Source organism: Salirhabdus sp. Marseille-P4669, from assembly GCF_900240405.1.
In the GTDB taxonomy this organism is placed as follows: domain Bacteria; phylum Bacillota; class Bacilli; order Bacillales; family Alkalibacillaceae; genus OEQK01.
The window spans coordinates 103,147-121,095 of sequence record NZ_OEQK01000003.1; the positions used below are offsets into that span (position 1 = coordinate 103,147).

General features: G+C 36.2%; 17 protein-coding genes. 8 read left to right on the top strand and 9 right to left on the bottom strand.

Going from position 1 to position 17,949, the window contains the following annotated elements:
* Window positions 1-7: 7 nt before the first annotated feature.
* Window positions 8-967, bottom strand: coding sequence for an NAD(P)H-dependent flavin oxidoreductase (locus tag C1A05_RS06985; RefSeq protein ID WP_102027860.1), 960 nt, complete (start codon window positions 965-967; stop codon window positions 8-10).
* 184 nt (window positions 968-1,151) lie between these two features.
* Between C1A05_RS06985 and C1A05_RS06990 the strand changes: the two genes are divergently transcribed.
* The gene (locus C1A05_RS06990; RefSeq protein WP_102027491.1) at window positions 1,152-2,624 is read left to right on the top strand and encodes an aminotransferase class I/II-fold pyridoxal phosphate-dependent enzyme; all 1,473 of its coding nucleotides are present in this window, start codon (window positions 1,152-1,154) and stop codon (window positions 2,622-2,624) included.
* A gap of 230 nt (window positions 2,625-2,854) precedes the next feature.
* Here C1A05_RS06990 and C1A05_RS06995 read toward each other — a convergent pair whose 3' ends face one another.
* Complete coding sequence (locus C1A05_RS06995) at window positions 2,855-2,962, bottom strand: GapA-binding peptide SR1P (protein ID WP_102027492.1); 108 nt, start codon at window positions 2,960-2,962, stop codon at window positions 2,855-2,857.
* Between the two features lie 212 nt (window positions 2,963-3,174).
* On the opposite strand from C1A05_RS06995, the gene C1A05_RS07000 reads away from it, so the two are divergent.
* Window positions 3,175-3,558: a DUF1885 family protein gene (locus C1A05_RS07000; RefSeq protein WP_102027493.1), complete on the top strand. Its 384-nt coding sequence runs from the start codon at window positions 3,175-3,177 to the stop codon at window positions 3,556-3,558.
* Window positions 3,559-3,589: 31 nt separating this feature from the next.
* On the opposite strand, the gene C1A05_RS07005 is transcribed toward C1A05_RS07000, so the two are convergent.
* On the bottom strand, window positions 3,590-4,498 hold the full coding sequence (locus C1A05_RS07005) for a polysaccharide deacetylase family protein (RefSeq protein WP_234998390.1): 909 nt from the start codon (window positions 4,496-4,498) through the stop codon (window positions 3,590-3,592).
* A 202-nt stretch (window positions 4,499-4,700) separates the two neighbouring features.
* Here C1A05_RS07005 and C1A05_RS07010 point away from each other — a divergent pair, with 202 nt between their 5' ends.
* Both C1A05_RS07010 and C1A05_RS07020 read left to right on the top strand, forming a co-directional pair.
* Entirely contained in the window at window positions 4,701-6,254 is a 1,554-nt protein-coding gene (locus tag C1A05_RS07010) for a glycine betaine uptake BCCT transporter (RefSeq protein ID WP_102027862.1), read from the top strand.
* A gap of 845 nt (window positions 6,255-7,099) precedes the next feature.
* Window positions 7,100-7,489, top strand: a complete 390-nt coding sequence (locus tag C1A05_RS07020) for a hypothetical protein (protein ID WP_102027495.1) — start codon at window positions 7,100-7,102, stop codon at window positions 7,487-7,489.
* 52 nt (window positions 7,490-7,541) lie between these two features.
* Here the strand turns inward: C1A05_RS07020 and lpdA are convergent, their stop codons facing one another.
* The 5 genes from lpdA to C1A05_RS07045 all read right to left on the bottom strand — a co-directional run bounded on the left by lpdA (window position 7,542) and on the right by C1A05_RS07045 (window position 13,368).
* Window positions 7,542-8,951, bottom strand: a complete 1,410-nt coding sequence (gene lpdA / locus C1A05_RS07025; protein WP_102027496.1) for a dihydrolipoyl dehydrogenase — start codon at window positions 8,949-8,951, stop codon at window positions 7,542-7,544.
* Between the two features lie 3 nt (window positions 8,952-8,954).
* Window positions 8,955-10,238 (bottom strand): dihydrolipoamide acetyltransferase family protein, encoded by a 1,284-nt coding sequence (locus C1A05_RS07030; RefSeq protein WP_102027497.1) that lies wholly within the window; start codon window positions 10,236-10,238, stop codon window positions 8,955-8,957.
* A 16-nt stretch (window positions 10,239-10,254) separates the two neighbouring features.
* The gene (locus C1A05_RS07035; RefSeq protein WP_102027498.1) at window positions 10,255-11,232 is read right to left on the bottom strand and encodes an alpha-ketoacid dehydrogenase subunit beta; all 978 of its coding nucleotides are present in this window, start codon (window positions 11,230-11,232) and stop codon (window positions 10,255-10,257) included.
* 3 nt (window positions 11,233-11,235) lie between these two features.
* Window positions 11,236-12,318 (bottom strand): pyruvate dehydrogenase (acetyl-transferring) E1 component subunit alpha, encoded by a 1,083-nt coding sequence (gene pdhA / locus C1A05_RS07040; protein WP_102027499.1) that lies wholly within the window; start codon window positions 12,316-12,318, stop codon window positions 11,236-11,238.
* A 390-nt stretch (window positions 12,319-12,708) separates the two neighbouring features.
* Window positions 12,709-13,368, bottom strand: a complete 660-nt coding sequence (locus tag C1A05_RS07045) for a YkyA family protein (RefSeq protein WP_159462016.1) — start codon at window positions 13,366-13,368, stop codon at window positions 12,709-12,711.
* Window positions 13,369-13,557: 189 nt separating this feature from the next.
* Here C1A05_RS07045 and def point away from each other — a divergent pair, with 189 nt between their 5' ends.
* The 3 genes from def to rnjA all read left to right on the top strand — a co-directional run bounded on the left by def (window position 13,558) and on the right by rnjA (window position 16,549).
* The gene (def, locus tag C1A05_RS07050; protein WP_102027501.1) at window positions 13,558-14,115 is read left to right on the top strand and encodes a peptide deformylase; all 558 of its coding nucleotides are present in this window, start codon (window positions 13,558-13,560) and stop codon (window positions 14,113-14,115) included.
* A gap of 554 nt (window positions 14,116-14,669) precedes the next feature.
* A complete protein-coding gene (locus C1A05_RS07055; protein ID WP_102027502.1) occupies window positions 14,670-14,879 on the top strand; it encodes a DNA-dependent RNA polymerase subunit epsilon in 210 nt (69 codons plus the stop codon).
* A 2-nt stretch (window positions 14,880-14,881) separates the two neighbouring features.
* Window positions 14,882-16,549 (top strand): ribonuclease J1, encoded by a 1,668-nt coding sequence (gene rnjA / locus C1A05_RS07060; protein WP_102027503.1) that lies wholly within the window; start codon window positions 14,882-14,884, stop codon window positions 16,547-16,549.
* Window positions 16,550-16,602: 53 nt separating this feature from the next.
* On the opposite strand, the gene C1A05_RS07065 is transcribed toward rnjA, so the two are convergent.
* Entirely contained in the window at window positions 16,603-17,277 is a 675-nt protein-coding gene (locus C1A05_RS07065) for a potassium channel family protein (RefSeq protein ID WP_102027504.1), read from the bottom strand.
* A gap of 161 nt (window positions 17,278-17,438) precedes the next feature.
* On the opposite strand from C1A05_RS07065, the gene C1A05_RS07070 reads away from it, so the two are divergent.
* Window positions 17,439-17,909, top strand: coding sequence for a divergent PAP2 family protein (locus C1A05_RS07070; RefSeq protein WP_102027505.1), 471 nt, complete (start codon window positions 17,439-17,441; stop codon window positions 17,907-17,909).
* Window positions 17,910-17,949: the final 40 nt, after the last annotated feature.

Consider the following 17,949-nt stretch of genomic DNA (forward strand, 5'->3'; position numbering starts at 1 on the left):
TTTTCAGCTATAAAGACCACTTTTTACGAATTGCATCTGCTTCTTTTCTAATCTTATTAAATAGTTCTTCCACACTAGGAATATCCTTTATTCGAGCTGCGACCTGACCAGCCCATCCATAGCCTTCTCTCTTATTCCCATCATGAATATAGCGTTTGTTCGCTTCTCCATCGATATACGGTTTTAATTTATCAAAACCAGGCTGTTCGGCTTCTAAATCCAAAATTTGCTTTGTCCACTCACTCTTTAACGCTCTAGCAGGGGCACCCAAAGAACGTTTAATCACAACTGTAGAGGTTTCATCCGCTTCAATAAGGGCATTTTTATATACCTCATGGGCATGAACACACTCTTTTGTTGCAATAAATCGTGTACCCATTTCGATCCCTTCTGCACCTAAAGCTAAGGCTGCCATTAATCCTTTCCCATCCCCTATTCCTCCTGATGCGATAACCGGAATGGATACGCTATCTACTACTTGAGGAGTTAACACAAACGTACCTACATCATCTCTACCTAGATGGCCTCCTCCCTCTTGACCAACGACCATTACTGCATCTGCTCCTAATTTCTCCGCTTTTATTGCTTGGCGTCTCGCAGCAACGAGAACTAAAGTTTTAATTTCATGCCCTTTTACCATATTCAGGACTGGTTCAGGATTCCCACCTGTAATGGAGATAACGGGTACCTTCTCGTCTATAGCAACCTGTACCATATGTTCGAATGCTCTCCCATGTTGACCAATAGCAAAGTTAACACCAAAAGGTTTATTCGTTAATTTTCTTACTTTCGTTATTTCCTCATGTAGAGCTTCCGGATTTGGAAGACTCATAGCTGTTATTTGTCCTAATCCACCCGCATTGGAAACTGCTGCTGCTAAATTCGCATAGGCAAGGTGTGCGAGCCCCCCTTGTATAATAGGAAATTCAATATGTAATATATCCGTTACTCTCGTATGGTATGACACCATTTCCAACCCCCTTCCTAATTATTTGTATTATTTTATATGTTAACACATGTGTATTCCTAGAAAATAGAGAAAAGCTAGTATTTGAGAATAGTTTTTGCTATAATCTTTTTTGTTTTATTTAAAATTAAATATCGGAAATGTTTACATAATGTTTTCAACATTTGAAAGGTGTGTTATATAGATGAATCAAGAAGAAACTCCCTTGTTTACAGGGTTGTTAGAGCACGTTAAGAAAAAGCCTGTTCAGTTCCATATTCCTGGTCATAAGAAGGGTTCAGGAATGAATGCGGATTTTAGACAATTTATTGGTGATAATGCGTTGTCCATTGATTTAATAAATATTGGACCATTAGATGACCTGCATCATCCTCATGGTATAATAAAAGAAGCTCAGACATTAGCAGCTGAAGCATTTGGAGCAGACTATACGTATTTTTCTGTACAAGGAACAAGTGGTGCGATTATGACAATGATTATGGCGGTTTGTAATCCTGGTGATAAAATTATCGTACCACGTAACGTACATAAGTCTGTTACTTCTGCTATTATTTTTTCAGGTGCAACTCCAGTTTTTATCCATCCTGAACTCGATAAAGACCTGGGAATTTCTCATGGTATTACTCCGGCATCTGTTCAAAAAGCGTTAACAGCGCATCCAGATGCAAAAGGCGTATTAGTGATTAATCCAACATACTTTGGTATAGCAGCAGATTTAAAGAAAATCGTTGATATTGCGCATTCTTATGACGTTCCAGTTCTAGTGGATGAAGCACATGGTGTTCATATACACTTTCACGACCGACTTCCTTTATCAGCGATGCAAGCAGGTGCAGATTTAGCTGCAACAAGTGTTCATAAATTAGGAGGGTCCTTAACACAAAGTTCTGTGTTAAATGTGAAAAGTAAATATGTTTCTCATGAACGAGTTCAATCGATCTTTTCGATGCTAACAACTACATCCACATCTTACCTATTATTAGCTTCTTTAGATGTGGCGAGAAAACAATTAGTGTTGAATGGACATCAGTTAATTGACAAGGCTTTACTGTTAGCAGATGAAACACGAAAGCAAATTAATGAAATTCCACATTTGTATTGTGTAGGTAAAGAAATTTTAGGCAGTGAGGCTACGTTTGATTACGACCCGACAAAACTGATCATCTCTGTCAAGGATTTAGGTATTACCGGCTATGATGCGGAGGTTTGGTTAAGAGAAAAGTATCAAATTGAAGTAGAGCTATCGGATCTATACAATATTTTATGTATTATCACACATGGCGATAGCGAACGAGAAACAGGTCTTCTAATAAAGGCTTTAACAGAGCTTTCGATGGTTTGTGAGAAAAATGAGAAAAGCAAGCATCATATCCAAGTCGATATTCCTGAAATTCCATTACTTGCTCTCTCCCCTAGGGATGCCTTTTACTCAGAAACAGAAGTCATTCCTTTAAAATATGCAGCTGGAAGAATAAGTGCAGAATTTGTCATGGTTTATCCTCCTGGAATACCTATTTTTATGCCTGGTGAAATCATTACAGAGGATAATATTGATTACATTCATATTAATATGGAGGCTGGCTTACCGGTTCAAGGTCCAGAAGATGAATCCATTCAAAATATTCGAGTAATTAAAGAATACAAGGCTTTTAAGTAAACCTGTATTCAACATATTTTCCAATCCAATTTAACACTTAAAAACGTTTGAAACAAATTCAAGCGTTTTTTTGTTGTTCTTCTCTCTTCTATTTTTTAAATGTGTTTGTATTCCCTTTTATTTAGTAAAAACGGTTAAATAGAAAATAAAAATAGCATACCAATGCCAGTCAAAATGTGCATTGGTATGCTTGTGCCTTTGGTTATTTTCGTTTTCTCAAATTAAGTTCCCTATTCCTCGGAGCAGCAGCTACATCCTTTACCATAAAGCGTCGTAACCTTTTCATCTTCAAAATGGGCGATAATTTGTTGGCAGTCTTGACATACAATAGTACCCATCTAGATTCATCTCCTTATTTAAAACGTCTACATTTCGTATCATCATTTTAATATGTCATATTTAAAATTTCAACCCTAAATAGTATAACATATTAAAATCTTTTCTTTATAATATGTTATCTTAAACAAGATGATATTCATTTTTATAATTTTCTGTAATCTATTTCATATACATGCTATCATATAAATAAATAGTTAATGGGGGTGAAAATGTGAGTCAAAGCAGTTTTATTACTGTTGCGTCTAAAACAGAAATCACACTTCAAGACATAAAGGAAGTTCTTATTTATTATAAAGAGATTACCTCCAAAACAGGAGAACAGCTTGATTGGAATTATGATTCTTATGCATTCCCATATGTTATAGAAGAAAAAGAAGAAGATTTCGGTGCATACATCGTATTAAGAGGAAATCTAGATCGATATAATACTATCTTAATTGGTGTTTTGGAAAAGGATGAACAAACCCATATTCAGATTACCCTTCCTAATAGTTCTACCCACGGAGATAAGAACAAGGCAAATGAATTCGCTAGATTTTTAACTAAAAAAGTAAAGGGTACGTTAACTTTATTTAACGGTCGTGTGTATCAATAAAATAACCCTCCCATTATATTGGGAGGGTTATTTATGGTGTTTTGATTAAATGTGGGTCCATTATTTCATATCCTTGGCCACGTAATCCTTTTACAATTTCCGCAAGCGCTTCTGCCGTCCATTCACGATCATGCATTAATAAGTTGGCCCCAGACTTTAACAAGGAATATGGGACATCTACTTCTGGACCTTCTCCAGTTATCATAGCAGTCGCTAATTTATCAGCGTCCATGTACGGTTTAAAATAGTCGTATCCGTAAGTCCAATTCATTAGTACCATACCTTCTTCTTCAACGATTCCATTAGCATAGTCGGTATTGGAACCATTAGGTGCTCTAAAAAATTTAGGACGTTCTCCTAAGATGTCCTCGATTTTATTATTTAAAGAAACGATTTCTTCCTTTTGTTTCGTTTGATCATTTTCAATCGATTGTAAATTCGTATGATTGTACGTATGATTACCAATGGCAAAACCCATATTATAGATTTCTTTTAAACGTTCTTGCTCTTCCTCGCTATCTATAAAATGTCCATTAACAAAGAAGATGGCAGGGGCATCTAATTCCTTTAGCGTTTTTGCCATTTCCACAGCGTGTTGATCCGGGGCATCATCAATGGTAAGTAACACTACCTTCTCATTAATCCCCTCTTGTAAAGGAACAACACTCCAATCTTCTGCGATTTCATAAAGTGGTTCTGTTGGTACTTTCATTTCCTCTTCCTCAACAGTAGTATCCTCTTCCTCATCTATATCGGATTCACCCGTCGATTGTCCACCATTATTTAAATCCGCTTCTTTCTTTTCACTCTCTTGTTGTTCCGCTGTTTTATTTTGTTCTGGATGTTGATTTTCCTGCTCGTTGTTTGACTCCTCGTTATTTTTACATCCAACCAAAAGTAGTCCCACAATCACGATCATTACGAAGCTTAATTTCTTCACATGTTGTCCCCCCAAAGTAAGTAATTTATCTACTATTACTAGTTCCATTATACAGGAATCGACAATATATTTGAGCCTATTCTAATGTTTGATTAAGAATTTTTTTCATAAATGAGGAAACATTAAAAACGGAACCATCTATCCTTCAACAGTTTTTACAAAGAGCGAAAAATTTATGATAGGTAAGGAGTTATCATTTATGTTGCAACATGTATCAAAAGTGTTTTATATTTCTTTGGTTTTCTCCTTGTTATTTATCATTTGGGGAATTATACCGAAGGATGTTTTACCAGACGGGAATTTAAATACCGTTACATCTAATGTACAGGGGTTTATTGTTCAAAAATTTGGTTGGTTTTATTTATTATCAGCCACCGCTTTTCTAATTTTTGCTATTTTCTTAATCGTATCGAAATACGGGAACATTGTTTTAGGTAAGGATAATGATAAGCCTGAATATTCCTATATTACTTGGTTTGGTATGCTTTTTAGTGCTGGCATGGGAATTGGATTAGTATTCTGGGGAGTTGCCGAACCCATTTCTCATTTTCATAATCCTCCTAACCCTGAATTACAAGGCGCGGACGCTGCCAAAATAGCCTTACGCTACAGTTTTTTTCATTGGGGACTACATCCTTGGGCGATTTATGCAGTATTAGGACTTGCTTTAGCCTATTTTCAGTTTCGAAAAGAGTCCCCTGGCTTAATCAGTTCTATATTAACACCGCTATTCGGAGATCGAATGAAAGGTGGATTCGGAACATTAGTTGATTTCATCGCCGTATTTGCAACGATATTTGGAGTAGCAACATCTCTCGGTTTAGGGGCACAACAAATTAGTGGAGGACTCGGCTTCTTATTTGACGGTCTAACGAAAGGATTCACATTACAGATCATCATCATCCTAATTGTTACTGTATTATTCTTACTCTCAGCCATGACCGGACTTAACAAAGGAATTAAATATCTCAGCAATACAAATATCGTGTTAGCTATTGTATTAATGTTCTTCGTCCTTTTTGTAGGTCCTACTAATTTTATAATGGATTTATTCACAACCACATTGGGCAGTTATTTACAAAACCTACCATCCATGAGTTTTCGTATGACTCCTTTTGATACAAATAGCACTTGGGTACAAGACTGGACCATTTTCTACTGGGCATGGTGGATTGCTTGGGCACCTTTTGTAGGTACATTTATTGCAAGGGTTTCTCGTGGTCGGACAGTACGTGAATTTACAATTGGCGTATTAGTAGTTCCAACCATTTTCGGAGCTCTATGGTTCTCCGTATTTGGAGGAGCAGGGATTTGGTTAGAATTTGTTCAAGGAATTGACATAATGACACTGATTAGCAACCAAGGAAATGAGGTGGCATTATTTACAATGCTAGACCAATATCCTTTAGGTCTCATCTCATCACTGCTCGCCATTTTGCTTATTAGTACGTTTTTTATTACCTCAGCAGACTCAGCAACTTTTGTTTTGGGAATGCAGACTACACATGGAAGTTTAAATCCAGCTAATCCTGTAAAATTTCTATGGGGAATTGTACAATCGGGTGCAGCCGCTGTACTATTATGGCAAGGTGGACTGAATGCACTCCAAACTGCGTCCATAATCGCGGCCTTCCCTTTTACATTTGTCATGATTCTAATTGTATTTTCCTTAATGAAGTCCTTTCAAGAGGAAGCAAAACATTACGTATTAACGAGGAGAAAGCCTAACCCTACACAAGGGAAAAACGAAGCCTAAATTTGTACAAGCCGAAAACGGGCGCGTATTTTCCGTTTTCGGCTTGTATTATTATAGTTTCAACTCGTAAAGCTTAGTCATAGACGAGTATTTTCCAGGTTGACGCGTATTTTCCGAAAATAGGCGAGTATTTTCCCCCGTTTAAAGCGTAAAAAGGGAAATAGACGAGTATGCAGGATTTGGACAAATAAAAACGTAAAACAGACGTGTAAAATTATAGAATAGAAGAATATTCTCCATGGAATGACGAATATTTATCCATTTTCGGTATTTTCCCCGGATTTCCGTTAGGATAAAGCTAAGAATTGGAAGACTCAACTAAGTGTTTGCTCCGGAAATACACTCCGCGAGCCTTAGGGCAGTCGCTAAAGTCTCTTAGAGCTTTTAAAAACATGAAGAACCTTTCATCTAATGTTATCGCTTTGTCCTCATCCTCTCCTTATCCGTTAAGAAAAAAATGAAATACTACTTGACCACCTTTTATAACGAGAAACATGGAAAATATATAAAGAATTCGTTTACGGTTTTGAATCGTGAAAAATGACCCAAGCTTGAAACAAAGTCCAAAAATACCGATAAAAAAGAAAACATGGAAAATAAAATGATCCCCTATTGATAAATGCAAGGTTAATAAATAAAAACTCCAACAAATGATTAACACGAGTATATACTCCCATTTATTCATGACCGATCATTCCTCTTAATCCTTATTTTAACTCTTATATTAAATCTATTTTTCAATTCCTTAACAAATTACTGCTTTTACAATTTAGAGAATACTATTTTGATACAATTAGATTATTAACGAAAGTATACTGTACAGGATGTAAAATCGAATAAAGCAGGTGATTCCGATTAACTTTTGGAAAGTAGCTTCCTTACTGACGATAGTTTTGTTTATTTGTGCTTGTTCTAAGGAAACAACGGAAAATATAAATATCGTTAAATATAAACCACTTGATTTTGAAATCTTTTTTGTTTCCAATGATTCTAATACAGAGGTTGAAAGGGTTTATATAGATGCCCTGCTTTCCTTACAACGAGAATTTGCTTCTAATCAAATGACGTGGGACCGAGAAATTATAAACAACAAAGAAACAATAGAAACTATTACAATTGATCAGTATCCATCTTTAATAATAGTCAAAAATGGACAAGTAATGAAAAAAATCTCGGATAACGTATCAAAGGAAGAAATCATGACAAATGTAAAGCATATTATCACGAATGACTAAAAAGACTCTTTGAGCAATTTTCAAAGAGTCTTTTTGATATAGTTGAAACTTATTATTTTGCGATATGGATTGGCATGCCAAGTGCTACTTCAGCTGCTTCCATTGTAATCTCACCTAATGTTGGGTGAGCGTGGATTGTTAGAGCTAGATCTTCTGCAGTCATGCCAGCTTCAATTGCGAGTCCAAGCTCAGCAATTACATCACTCGCGTTTGCACCAGCCACTTGAGCACCGATTACAAGACCATCTTCCTTACGCGTAACTAACTTAACAAAACCGTCTGTATCATTTAATGATAATGCACGACCGTTTGCAGCATAAGGGAATTTAGCAGCCTTCACATCGTAGCCAGCATCCTTTGCTTGTTGTTCACTGAATCCAACGCTAGCAAGCTCAGGATCTGTAAAGGCAACTGCAGGAATTCCAAGATAATCAATCTCAGACTTTTCTCCACTAATTGCTTCTGCAGCAATTTTACCTTCATAGGATGCTTTATGTGCAAGTGGAGGTCCTTCTACAATGTCACCAATTGCATAAATATTACTTACATTCGTGCGACATTGCTTATCAATTTTAATTAAACCACGATCTGTTAACTCAATACCAGCTTGCTCAAGACCTAATTCATCTGTATTTGGACGACGACCAACTGTTACAAGCACATAATCAGCTTCTACTGTTTCTTCTTTTCCTTTAACCTCATAAGTAACAGTAACGCCTGATTCTGTTTCTTTAACTCCTTGTGCCATCGCATTTGTTACGATGTTAACGCCTTTCTTTTTAAGACGCTTCTTAACGATGGACGTCATTTGTTTTTCAAATCCACCAAGAATATCATCCGTACCTTCAAGGATTGTTACTTCTGTTCCAAAATTAGCATATGCAGTACCTAATTCAGATCCAATATAGCCCCCACCGATTACAACAAGCTTGTTAGGAATTTCTTTTAAGCTTAATGCTCCAGTAGAATCTAAAACACGGTCTGAATAAGGGAATGTTTTTAGTTCAATTGGACGAGAACCTGTTGCAATAATACAGTTGTTAAATTTATATGTTTGAGATTTTTTCTCATCCATAATACGAACTGTATGTGTATCCACAAAGTATGCTTCTCCTTGAACTACATCTACTTTGTTGGACTTAAGAAGACCAGCAACTCCGCCTGTAAGTTTACCAACTACACCTTGTTTCCATTCTTGAACTTTTGTGAAATCAACTGTAACGTTCTCTGCAGTGATCCCTAGATCATCTGAATGTTTTGCATTTTCATAACGGTGTGCAGCATTGATTAAAGCTTTTGATGGAATACAACCAACGTTTAAGCAAACTCCACCTAGTTCTCCTTTTTCAACAACCGTTACTTTTTGACCCATTTGTGCTGCACGGATTGCAGCCACATATCCCCCAGGTCCAGCTCCAATTACTAAAGTATCTACTTCGATTGGAAAATCTCCTACTACCATTTTTTACGCCTCCATCATGATAAGTTGTGGATCATTCAACAAACGCTTAATATGGTTCATCGCGTTTTGAGCAGTTGCACCGTCAATCATACGGTGGTCAAAGCTTAATGATAATGCTAGCACTGGTGCAATAACAACTTCACCATCACGTACAACTGGTTTTTCAGCAATCCGACCTATACCTAAGATTGCAACTTCTGGATGGTTAATTACTGGAGTAAACCACTGTCCACCAGCAGAACCGATGTTGGAAATTGTGCAAGAAGCACCTCTCATTTCATCTGGAGCTAATTTACCATCTCGAGCTTTAACCGCTAATTCATTAATTTCTTGAGAAATTTCGAAGATTGATTTACGATCCGCATCTTTTACAACTGGTACAAGCAGTCCTTTATCAGTATCTGCAGCAATACCGATGTTGTAGTAATGCTTATGAACGATTTCTTCTGTATTGTCATCATAAGAAACATTAAGCATTGGGTATTTCTTAAGTGCTGATACAAGAGCACGAACAACATATGGTAAATAAGTAAGCTTAATACCTTGGTCAATCGCCACTTGCTTAAATTTCTTACGATGATTTACTAATTCTGTAACATCGATATCATCCATTAATGTAACGTGCGGTGCAGTCTGTTTTGATTTTACCATAGCTTTTGCAATTGCACGACGAATTCCACTTATTTTTTCACGAGTTTCTGGATATTGCCCTGTTGGTACTGCTTGTTTCGCAGGAGCTTGTTCTGCATCAGTTTTCGTTTGTTCTACTTTAGCTTCTGTTTGTGCTCCTCCGTTTAAGTAAGTATCAATATCTTCTTTTAATACACGATTATTTTTACCAGAACCAGCAACGAGTTGAATGTTAACACCTTTTTCACGTGCATATTTACGAACAGAAGGCATTGCAATAACACGTTCTCCAGTTACTACTTCCTCTTTTTGATCAGCAGTTTTATCTGCTGCAGCTGGCATAGTATCAGCTTCCGTAGCATTTCCAGCAGTCTCTTCTTTCGTTGCTTCCTGTGGCGTATCATCTGTAGATTCATAACCCTCTGCATCAAATGTGATTAATGTATCACCTACTACAGCTACTTCTCCTTCAGCAACATTAATTTCTAATACTGTTCCATCAACTGGAGATGGAATTTCTACAACTGCTTTATCGTTCTGTACTTCACAAATTACGTCATCTTCTTTAACTTCATCGCCAGCTTTTACGAACCACTTAACGATTTCACCTTCGTGAATACCTTCACCTATATCTGGAAGTTTAAATTCAAAGGCCACAACATTTCCCTCCTAATTAAAAGTTAATAGCTTGTTTTGCTTTGTCCATAATATCTTGATGATTTGGTAGCCAAACTTCTTCAGCTGCTGTAAACGGATAAACCGTATCAGGAGCAGTTACTCTTAGTACAGGAGCTTCTAAGTGTAAGATGGCCCGTTCTTGTATTTCTGATACAACATTTGCAGCCACACCAGCTTGACGCTGTGCTTCTTGAATAACAACCGCACGGTTCGTCTTTTTCACAGATGCTAAAATGGTTTCATAATCAATTGGGCTTACTGTACGTAAATCGATTACTTCTGCACTGATTCCTTCTTTTTCAAGTTCGTCGGCAGCTTTTAATGCTGAATGAACCATCGCGCCATAGGAAACAAATGTGATATCTTTTCCTTCTCGTTTTACTGCAGCTTTACCTAATTCCAATGTATATTCTTCCTCAGGAACTTCTTCACGGAAGGAACGATACAATTTCATATGCTCAAGGAAAACAACTGGATCGTTATCTCGAATAGAAGAAATTAATAATCCTTTTGCATCGTATGGAGACGAAGGTATTACAACTTTTAAACCAGGTTGTTGAGCAACTAAACCTTCTAAACTATCCGCATGTAATTCAGGTGTATGTACACCACCACCAAATGGAGAACGAATGGTAATTGGTGCATTTTTAGTTCCTCCACTACGGAAACGCATACGAGCAGCCTGACCGCTAATCGCATCCATTGCTTCATAAACAAATCCAAAGAATTGGATTTCCGGAACAGGACGGAAGCCTTGTGTAGATAAACCAACAGCAAGACCCATTATTCCAGATTCTGCAAGAGGAGTATCGAATACACGATCTTCACCAAATTCCTTTTGTAATCCTTCAGTTGCACGGAATACACCGCCGTTTTGACCAACGTCTTCACCAAAGACTAAAACATTTTCATCGTTTTTTAGTTCAATGCGTAAAGCGTCCGTAATCGCTTGAATCATTGTCATTTGTGCCATGGTTTACTTCGACTCCTTTGCTTGATATTCTTCCATTTGTTCTTGTAAATTAGCTGGAAGTTCTTCATACATAATGGAAATTAAATCTGTAACTTTTTGTTTATCAACACCATCAGCTTCTTTAATCGCTGCTTTAATTTCTTCTTTTGCTTGATCAATCACCTTGTTTTCTTCTTCCTCAGACCAAAGACCTTTATTTTCTAAGTATTTACGGAAACGAATTAGTGGATCTTTCTTTGCCCATTCGTTATCCAAGTCCTCAGAACGATAACGAGTAGGATCGTCACCAGCTAATGTATGTGGACCATATCGGTATGTTACTGTTTCAACTAGAGAAGGACCTTCCCCATTTACTGCGCGATCACGTGCATCACGAACAGCCTTATAAACTGCTAAAACATCCATTCCATCAACACGTACTCCAGGAATACCTGCAGCAACAGCTTTTTGTGCTACTGTTTTCGCAGCAGATTGCTTCTCTACAGGAACTGAAATGGCAAAATGGTTGTTTTGCACAACGAATACAGCTGGTGCTTTATATGCTCCAGCAAAGTTCATTCCTTCATAGAAGTCCCCTTGAGATGCACCACCATCACCAGTATATGTTAATGCAATCGTTTTTTGTCCACGCTTCTTCATTCCAAGCGCAACACCTGCTGCTTGAATGATTTGAGCACCAATAATGATTTGTGGGCTTAATGCATTTACTCCCTCAGGCATTTGATTTCCAACATAATGTCCTCTTGAAAATAAAAATGCCTTCGTAAGTGGTAAGCCATGCCAAATTAATTGAGGCACATCACGATAAGCTGGTAATAAGAAATCTTCTTTTTCCATTGCAAATTGGCTTCCTAATTGTGATGCTTCCTGTCCTGCAGTCGGCGCATAAAAACCAAGGCGTCCTTGACGATTTAGTGCAATGGAGCGTTGGTCAAGAACTCTTGTATATACCATTCGACGCATTAGTTCCTTTAATTGGTCATCCGATAAATCAGGCATTTCTGCTTCATTAACAATTTCGCCCTCTTCATTTAAAATCTGAACAACTTCAAATTCTTTTTCGATGTTTTCAAGTGCGTTTTTCAAATTGGTCACCTATCCTTTCTTTCCTATAAAATTAATCATTAGTTATGTTTCCCAAAAACACATGGAGAAGTACACGAAATAATATTTATGTATTCCACATATTCCTTGTACAACTAATGTAACTGTTACATTAAAATCCACAAAAAATAGTAATACAACTAAACTACATGTGTAGTTTATACCATTAATACAATGACGTCAATTATTAAACCTCCAATAAGTTTAATAACATTGTAAGCGTTTAAACTGTATTATAACAAAAAATGGTTATTTAAACCTGTACTATAAAATGAATGTCGCTTGTATTAATTACAGTATTGCATTCCTACTAATGAAAATAAAAAATGTTCTTAGACATATGCCTAAGAACATTTTTTATTTTGTTCGAACTCATGATTCATATTCAATTTGAATGCCTGCTAAATCATAAAATTCCTTCTTTATCTCATTATATTGATCTGTAGCATTGTTAAACTCTTCCGTTAACGTAAAGATTTCATCATAACTAGTGTTAATACTTTCAATTTGAGCTTCTAAGTCTTCCTTACTTAACTCCTCATCCTTTAGCATAGTATAAAGCTCTTCATCTAATTTTAAGGCATTGGAATAAGCTCCATATAATTTGTCATATACTTCATAACGATTTTTCATCGTTGAATTTAATTGTTCCGCTTTTTCTTTCGTTTCTTCCCCTTCTATTTCGTCTATTAAAGCTTCAACCTTAGCAAATTCTTCTTGGGCAGCTTGAATGCTTTCTTTTTCAGAATCTAATAATTCTCTCCGCTCATTTATCAATTCAATCGCATCGTCTGCTAAAGATTGAATTTGATCCATTTCACTCGTTCCCAATTCTATTATTTGATCATATATTTTCTTTTCTTGTTCTTCTAGTGATGTCATTGGTTCTTGCTGTGCTACAAATTCATCTTCTAGTTCAACGGTTTTTTCTAAATGATCATACATTTTTTCTTCTGGTGAGGGATCTTGTTGACATGCAGCTATTAAAAACGTAATTACTGTTAAGACAAGGATTACTTTCAGTTTCTTCAAGGGTTTTGCCTCCTTATGTATCCATAACTACTTGTTTAAAAGTATATCATATTTCCCTTTTTATCATATAGATGATTTTAGATAATTATGTGCAGTTTAATGTTAACTGGTGAAATCGAAATTATACTGCATTTTAATTATTTATGGTACACTATTTTTTATGAAAACATGATTTTAGGAGTGAAGATTATGATAACTATGGATGATATAGTACGTGAAGGTCATCCTGCTTTAAGAGAAAGAGCAGAAGAGGTTTCACTACCACCCGCTCAAGAGGAAATAGAACTATTAAAAGAAATGCTACAGTTTTTAAAAAATAGTCAAGACGAAGAAATTGCCCAAAAATATAAACTCCGTGCTGGTGTCGGACTTGCTGCACCTCAACTTGGGATTAAAAAACGAATGATTGCAGTACATTTTGTTGACTTCCATGACAACGAGTATAGCTATGGACTTATTAACCCTAAGGTTGTTAGTCATTCCGTCGAAAAAACCTATCTATCTTCTGGTGAAGGTTGTTTAAGCGTAGATCGAGAAGTGCCTGGGTATGTTCCTCGTCCTGCCCGAATAACGGTAACAGCAACAGATATTGATGGAAATGATATTAAATTGAGATTAAAAGGTTATGCTGCGATCGTTTTCCAACATGAAATTGACCATTTAAATGGTGTTATGTTCTATGATCATATAAACAGTAAGAACCCATTTGAAGCACCAGAAAATGCAAATCCTTGTGATGTGGAGTAATTTTAGCCTTATTAGGATTTCTAATATAGGGATGTATTATTAGTACTTCAACAACACACACATTCTAGAAAATGTGTGTGTTGTTTTTTTATTTAGGAGCTTATTTCTGTAAAAACTAGGCATAAGTCCAATAGATATTTGCTTTTCATAATATGATAAACCATAGGTAATACTATAGATAAAATCCACTGTAAACCATGTAATTTATGCTAAAATATCGGTTCGATTCACAATGAAACGAATAAATATTTTCATCTTTTTTAATGGTTTCTATTTCATTTATTGTTAATTTCATACTATACTATATGTTAAGAGGGAAAGGTCGGCATATAAAGTTACTCGTTTTTTCTAGCTTTTCTAGAATGTATAGAAGGGAGCTGTGGCATCGATGTTAAGACGATTAAAGGAAAAGCTAAAGAAGCGTTGGAAAGATATTTTGGGTCGAAAAAACTATGCATAATATTCCTCCGTTCTATTTTTTAGTCAATACAACAACATTTTAAAATCGAGATAAAATAGGGATATAAGATATTTACTAGTTAGGAGAGATTTAAATGATATATAAAGTTCTATATCAAAGCCAATCGGGGGAAGTTCCTGTACGCGAACGGACACAAGCATTGTATGTTGAAGGAGAAAGTGTACGTGATGTACGAAATAAATTAGCAACTCAAAAAATAAACATCGAGCATATCGTTGAGCTAGATGAAGAGCATCTTGAATACGAAAAACGTCAAGAAAATTTTAAAGTGGAGAAATTATAGTTATGAAACATGTAAAAAATGATCAAGCAGCAGTATTTGCTCTAGGTGGACTAGGCGAAATCGGTAAAAACACGTACGCGGTTCAATTTCAAGATGAAATTATACTAATTGATGCAGGAATTAAGTTTCCAGAAGATGAATTACTTGGTATTGATTATGTAATCCCGGACTATACGTACTTAATTCAAAACGAAGACAAAATTAAAGGTTTATTTATTACCCATGGTCACGAAGACCATATCGGTGGTATTCCCTATTTATTGCGAGAAATTAATGTACCCATTTACGGCGGCGTTTTAGCAATTGGACTCATAAAAAATAAACTTGAGGAACATGGTTTATTACGTAATGCAAAGCTTCATACCATTTCAGAAGATGATGTCATAAAGTTCCGTAAAACCTCTGTTTCCTTTTTTAGGACAACTCACAGTATTCCAGACTCTTATGGTATTGTCGTGAAAACACCTCCTGGTAATATTGTGCATACTGGGGACTTTAAATTTGATTTCACGCCAGTAGGTGAACCAGCTAACTTAGCAAAGATGGCTGAAATTGGAAAAGAAGGTGTACTATGTCTTCTTTCTGATAGCACCAATAGCGAGGTACCTGGTTTTACACTATCTGAAAGAGTTGTCGGTGAAAGCATTAATGAGATTTTCACTAACGTAGACGGTAGAATTATATTTGCTACCTTCGCATCAAATATTCACAGATTGCAACAAGCTGTTGAAGCAGCTGTTAGAACGAACCGTAAAATTGTTGTATTTGGACGTAGTATGGAACGGAACATCGAGGTAGGTAAGCAATTAGGTTATATCCAAGCACCAGATGATACATTTATTGAAGCATCTCAAATTAATCGTTTACCTAGCAATGAAGTATGTATATTATGTACTGGTTCACAAGGAGAACCAATGGCAGCCCTTTCCCGTATCGCCAATGGTACTCATAGACAAATATCGATCCAACCAGGAGATACTGTTGTATTATCGTCATCTCCTATCCCTGGTAACACAATAAGTGTCAGTCGCACAATCAATATGCTCTATAGAGCCGGTGCTGAAGTGATCCATGGTTCTCTTAATGACATCCATACTTCAGGTCATGGAAGTCAAGAAGAACAAAAGCTTATGTTACGATTAATTAAACCAAAGTATTTTATGCCGATACATGGTGAATATCGTATGCTAGTTGAACATACAAAGCTTGCCAATGATTGTGGCGTTGATTTACGAAATAGTTTCGTATTAGATAATGGCGATGTATTGGCCTTAGGCAAAGATACTGCAGCTATTTCAGGTAAAATTCCTTCTGGGTCTGTCTATGTAGATGGAAGTGGAATTGGTGACATCGGTAATATTGTGCTAAGAGATCGCCGCATTCTATCTGAAGAAGGTCTTGTTATCGTAGTGGTAAGTATTAATATGAAAGAATTTAAAATTGCTGCAGGACCAGACATTATCTCACGTGGATTTGTATATATGAGAGAATCTGAAGATCTAATTAACCAAGCACAAAAGCTCGTTTCCGAACACCTTCATAAGGTAATGGAAAGAAAAACTAGTCAATGGTCTGAAATTAAAAATGAAATTACTGACACCATTGCACCTTTCTTATATGAGAGAACGAAGCGTAAACCAATGATTCTTCCAATTATAATGGAAGTATAAACATAAAAAGGATGCTCACACTTCTTCGTGAGCATCCTTTTTAACTACTTTTCTCAATCTTCATCATCATCTATGACCAATTGCTTTTCAAAGCGAGAAATATCTATATCTGCTCCAATTACAATCAAAATATCTCCACGCTCAATTATTTCTGTAGCCATTGGAGATACATTGACTTCCTTCCCTTTTTTAATAGCTACCACGTTACATCCATATTTAGCTCGAATATCAAGGTCGATTAATGTTTTTCCTGCCATTCTTTCTCCAGCCTTCACTTCTACAACACTATGATCATCGGATAGTTCTAAGTAATCCAACACATTACTGGACATAATATTATGGGCAATTCTTCTACCCATATCTCTTTCCGGATGGACTACAAAATCAGCACCTATTTTTTTTAATATTTTTTCGTGGTGTTCATTTTGAGCTTTTACCGTTATTTTTCGAATTCCAAGCTCCTTCAACATCAATGTTGTTAAAATACTGCTTTGAATGTTGTCTCCAATCGCCACTATTACATGATCTACATTTCGTATTCCTAATTCTTTTAATACTCTTTCGTCGGTAGTATCTGCAATAACTGCATGCGAAGCTATGTCTTTAAACTCCTCTACTTTATCTTCATTTATATCAATAGCAAGGACGTCCATTCCTTCCCTACTAAGCTCTAAGCAAATACTTCCTCCAAAACGACCTAATCCAATGACCGCGAATTCTTTTTTCATGAAAATCCCCTATTCCTTGTAGTATCTTATAACAATATCATACTAAATCATGTACAATAATTCATCCCCTATTTGTATTTCCATTGCCTTTCTGTTGATTACACACAAGTCTATATGGGAAAACTACAATTACATACTATCCTTTTGAGGGGGAGCTAACCTTGTTTTTGTCATACCCGCTTCTCGCAGCTTTATCCGGTGTTTTTCTAGCGCAATTCATTAAAATTCCAATTCACTTTATTACTTCAAGAGAGTGGAAATTTAGTCTGTTTTTTTCTACAGGAGGGATGCCTAGTTCACATACAGCAACTGTTGTAGGTTTAGCATCAGCGATGGGTTTATCTCTTGGCTTTCGCTCGAATGAATTTGCAATTAGCTTCGTACTTGCTATTATTGTCATGCACGATGCAATGGGCATACGTAGACATGCTGGTTATCATGCTGCTTTGCTCAATCAATTGGCGACTGATTTTAGTAATTTATTGGAAATAATTAAGCATCCAAATCCAAACAATTATGCCACAAGAGAAAAACTAAAAGAATTATTAGGCCATCAACCCGCCGAGGTCTTTTTTGGTGCATTATTAGGTTTTATTATTGCACTTATTTTATATCCGATTTATCCATTCTAATGGAAAAAATCCTTAGAACTGTTGTCCTAAGGATTTTCTT

Excerpts from the sequence above, each read along its gene's own strand:
- lpdA (WP_102027496.1), bottom strand. The coding sequence starts at position 8,951 with ATGGTAGTAGGAGATTTTCCAATCGAAGTAGATACTTTAGTAATTGGA.
- C1A05_RS06995 (WP_102027492.1), bottom strand. The coding sequence starts at position 2,962 with ATGGGTACTATTGTATGTCAAGACTGCCAACAAATTATCGCCCATTTT.
- C1A05_RS06990 (WP_102027491.1), top strand. The coding sequence starts at position 1,152 with ATGAATCAAGAAGAAACTCCCTTGTTTACAGGGTTGTTAGAGCACGTT.
- rnjA (WP_102027503.1), top strand. The coding sequence starts at position 14,882 with ATGAAACATGTAAAAAATGATCAAGCAGCAGTATTTGCTCTAGGTGGA.
- C1A05_RS07055 (WP_102027502.1), top strand. The coding sequence starts at position 14,670 with ATGATATATAAAGTTCTATATCAAAGCCAATCGGGGGAAGTTCCTGTA.
- C1A05_RS07065 (WP_102027504.1), bottom strand. The coding sequence starts at position 17,277 with ATGAAAAAAGAATTCGCGGTCATTGGATTAGGTCGTTTTGGAGGAAGT.
- C1A05_RS07035 (WP_102027498.1), bottom strand. The coding sequence starts at position 11,232 with ATGGCACAAATGACAATGATTCAAGCGATTACGGACGCTTTACGCATT.
- def (WP_102027501.1), top strand. The coding sequence starts at position 13,558 with ATGATAACTATGGATGATATAGTACGTGAAGGTCATCCTGCTTTAAGA.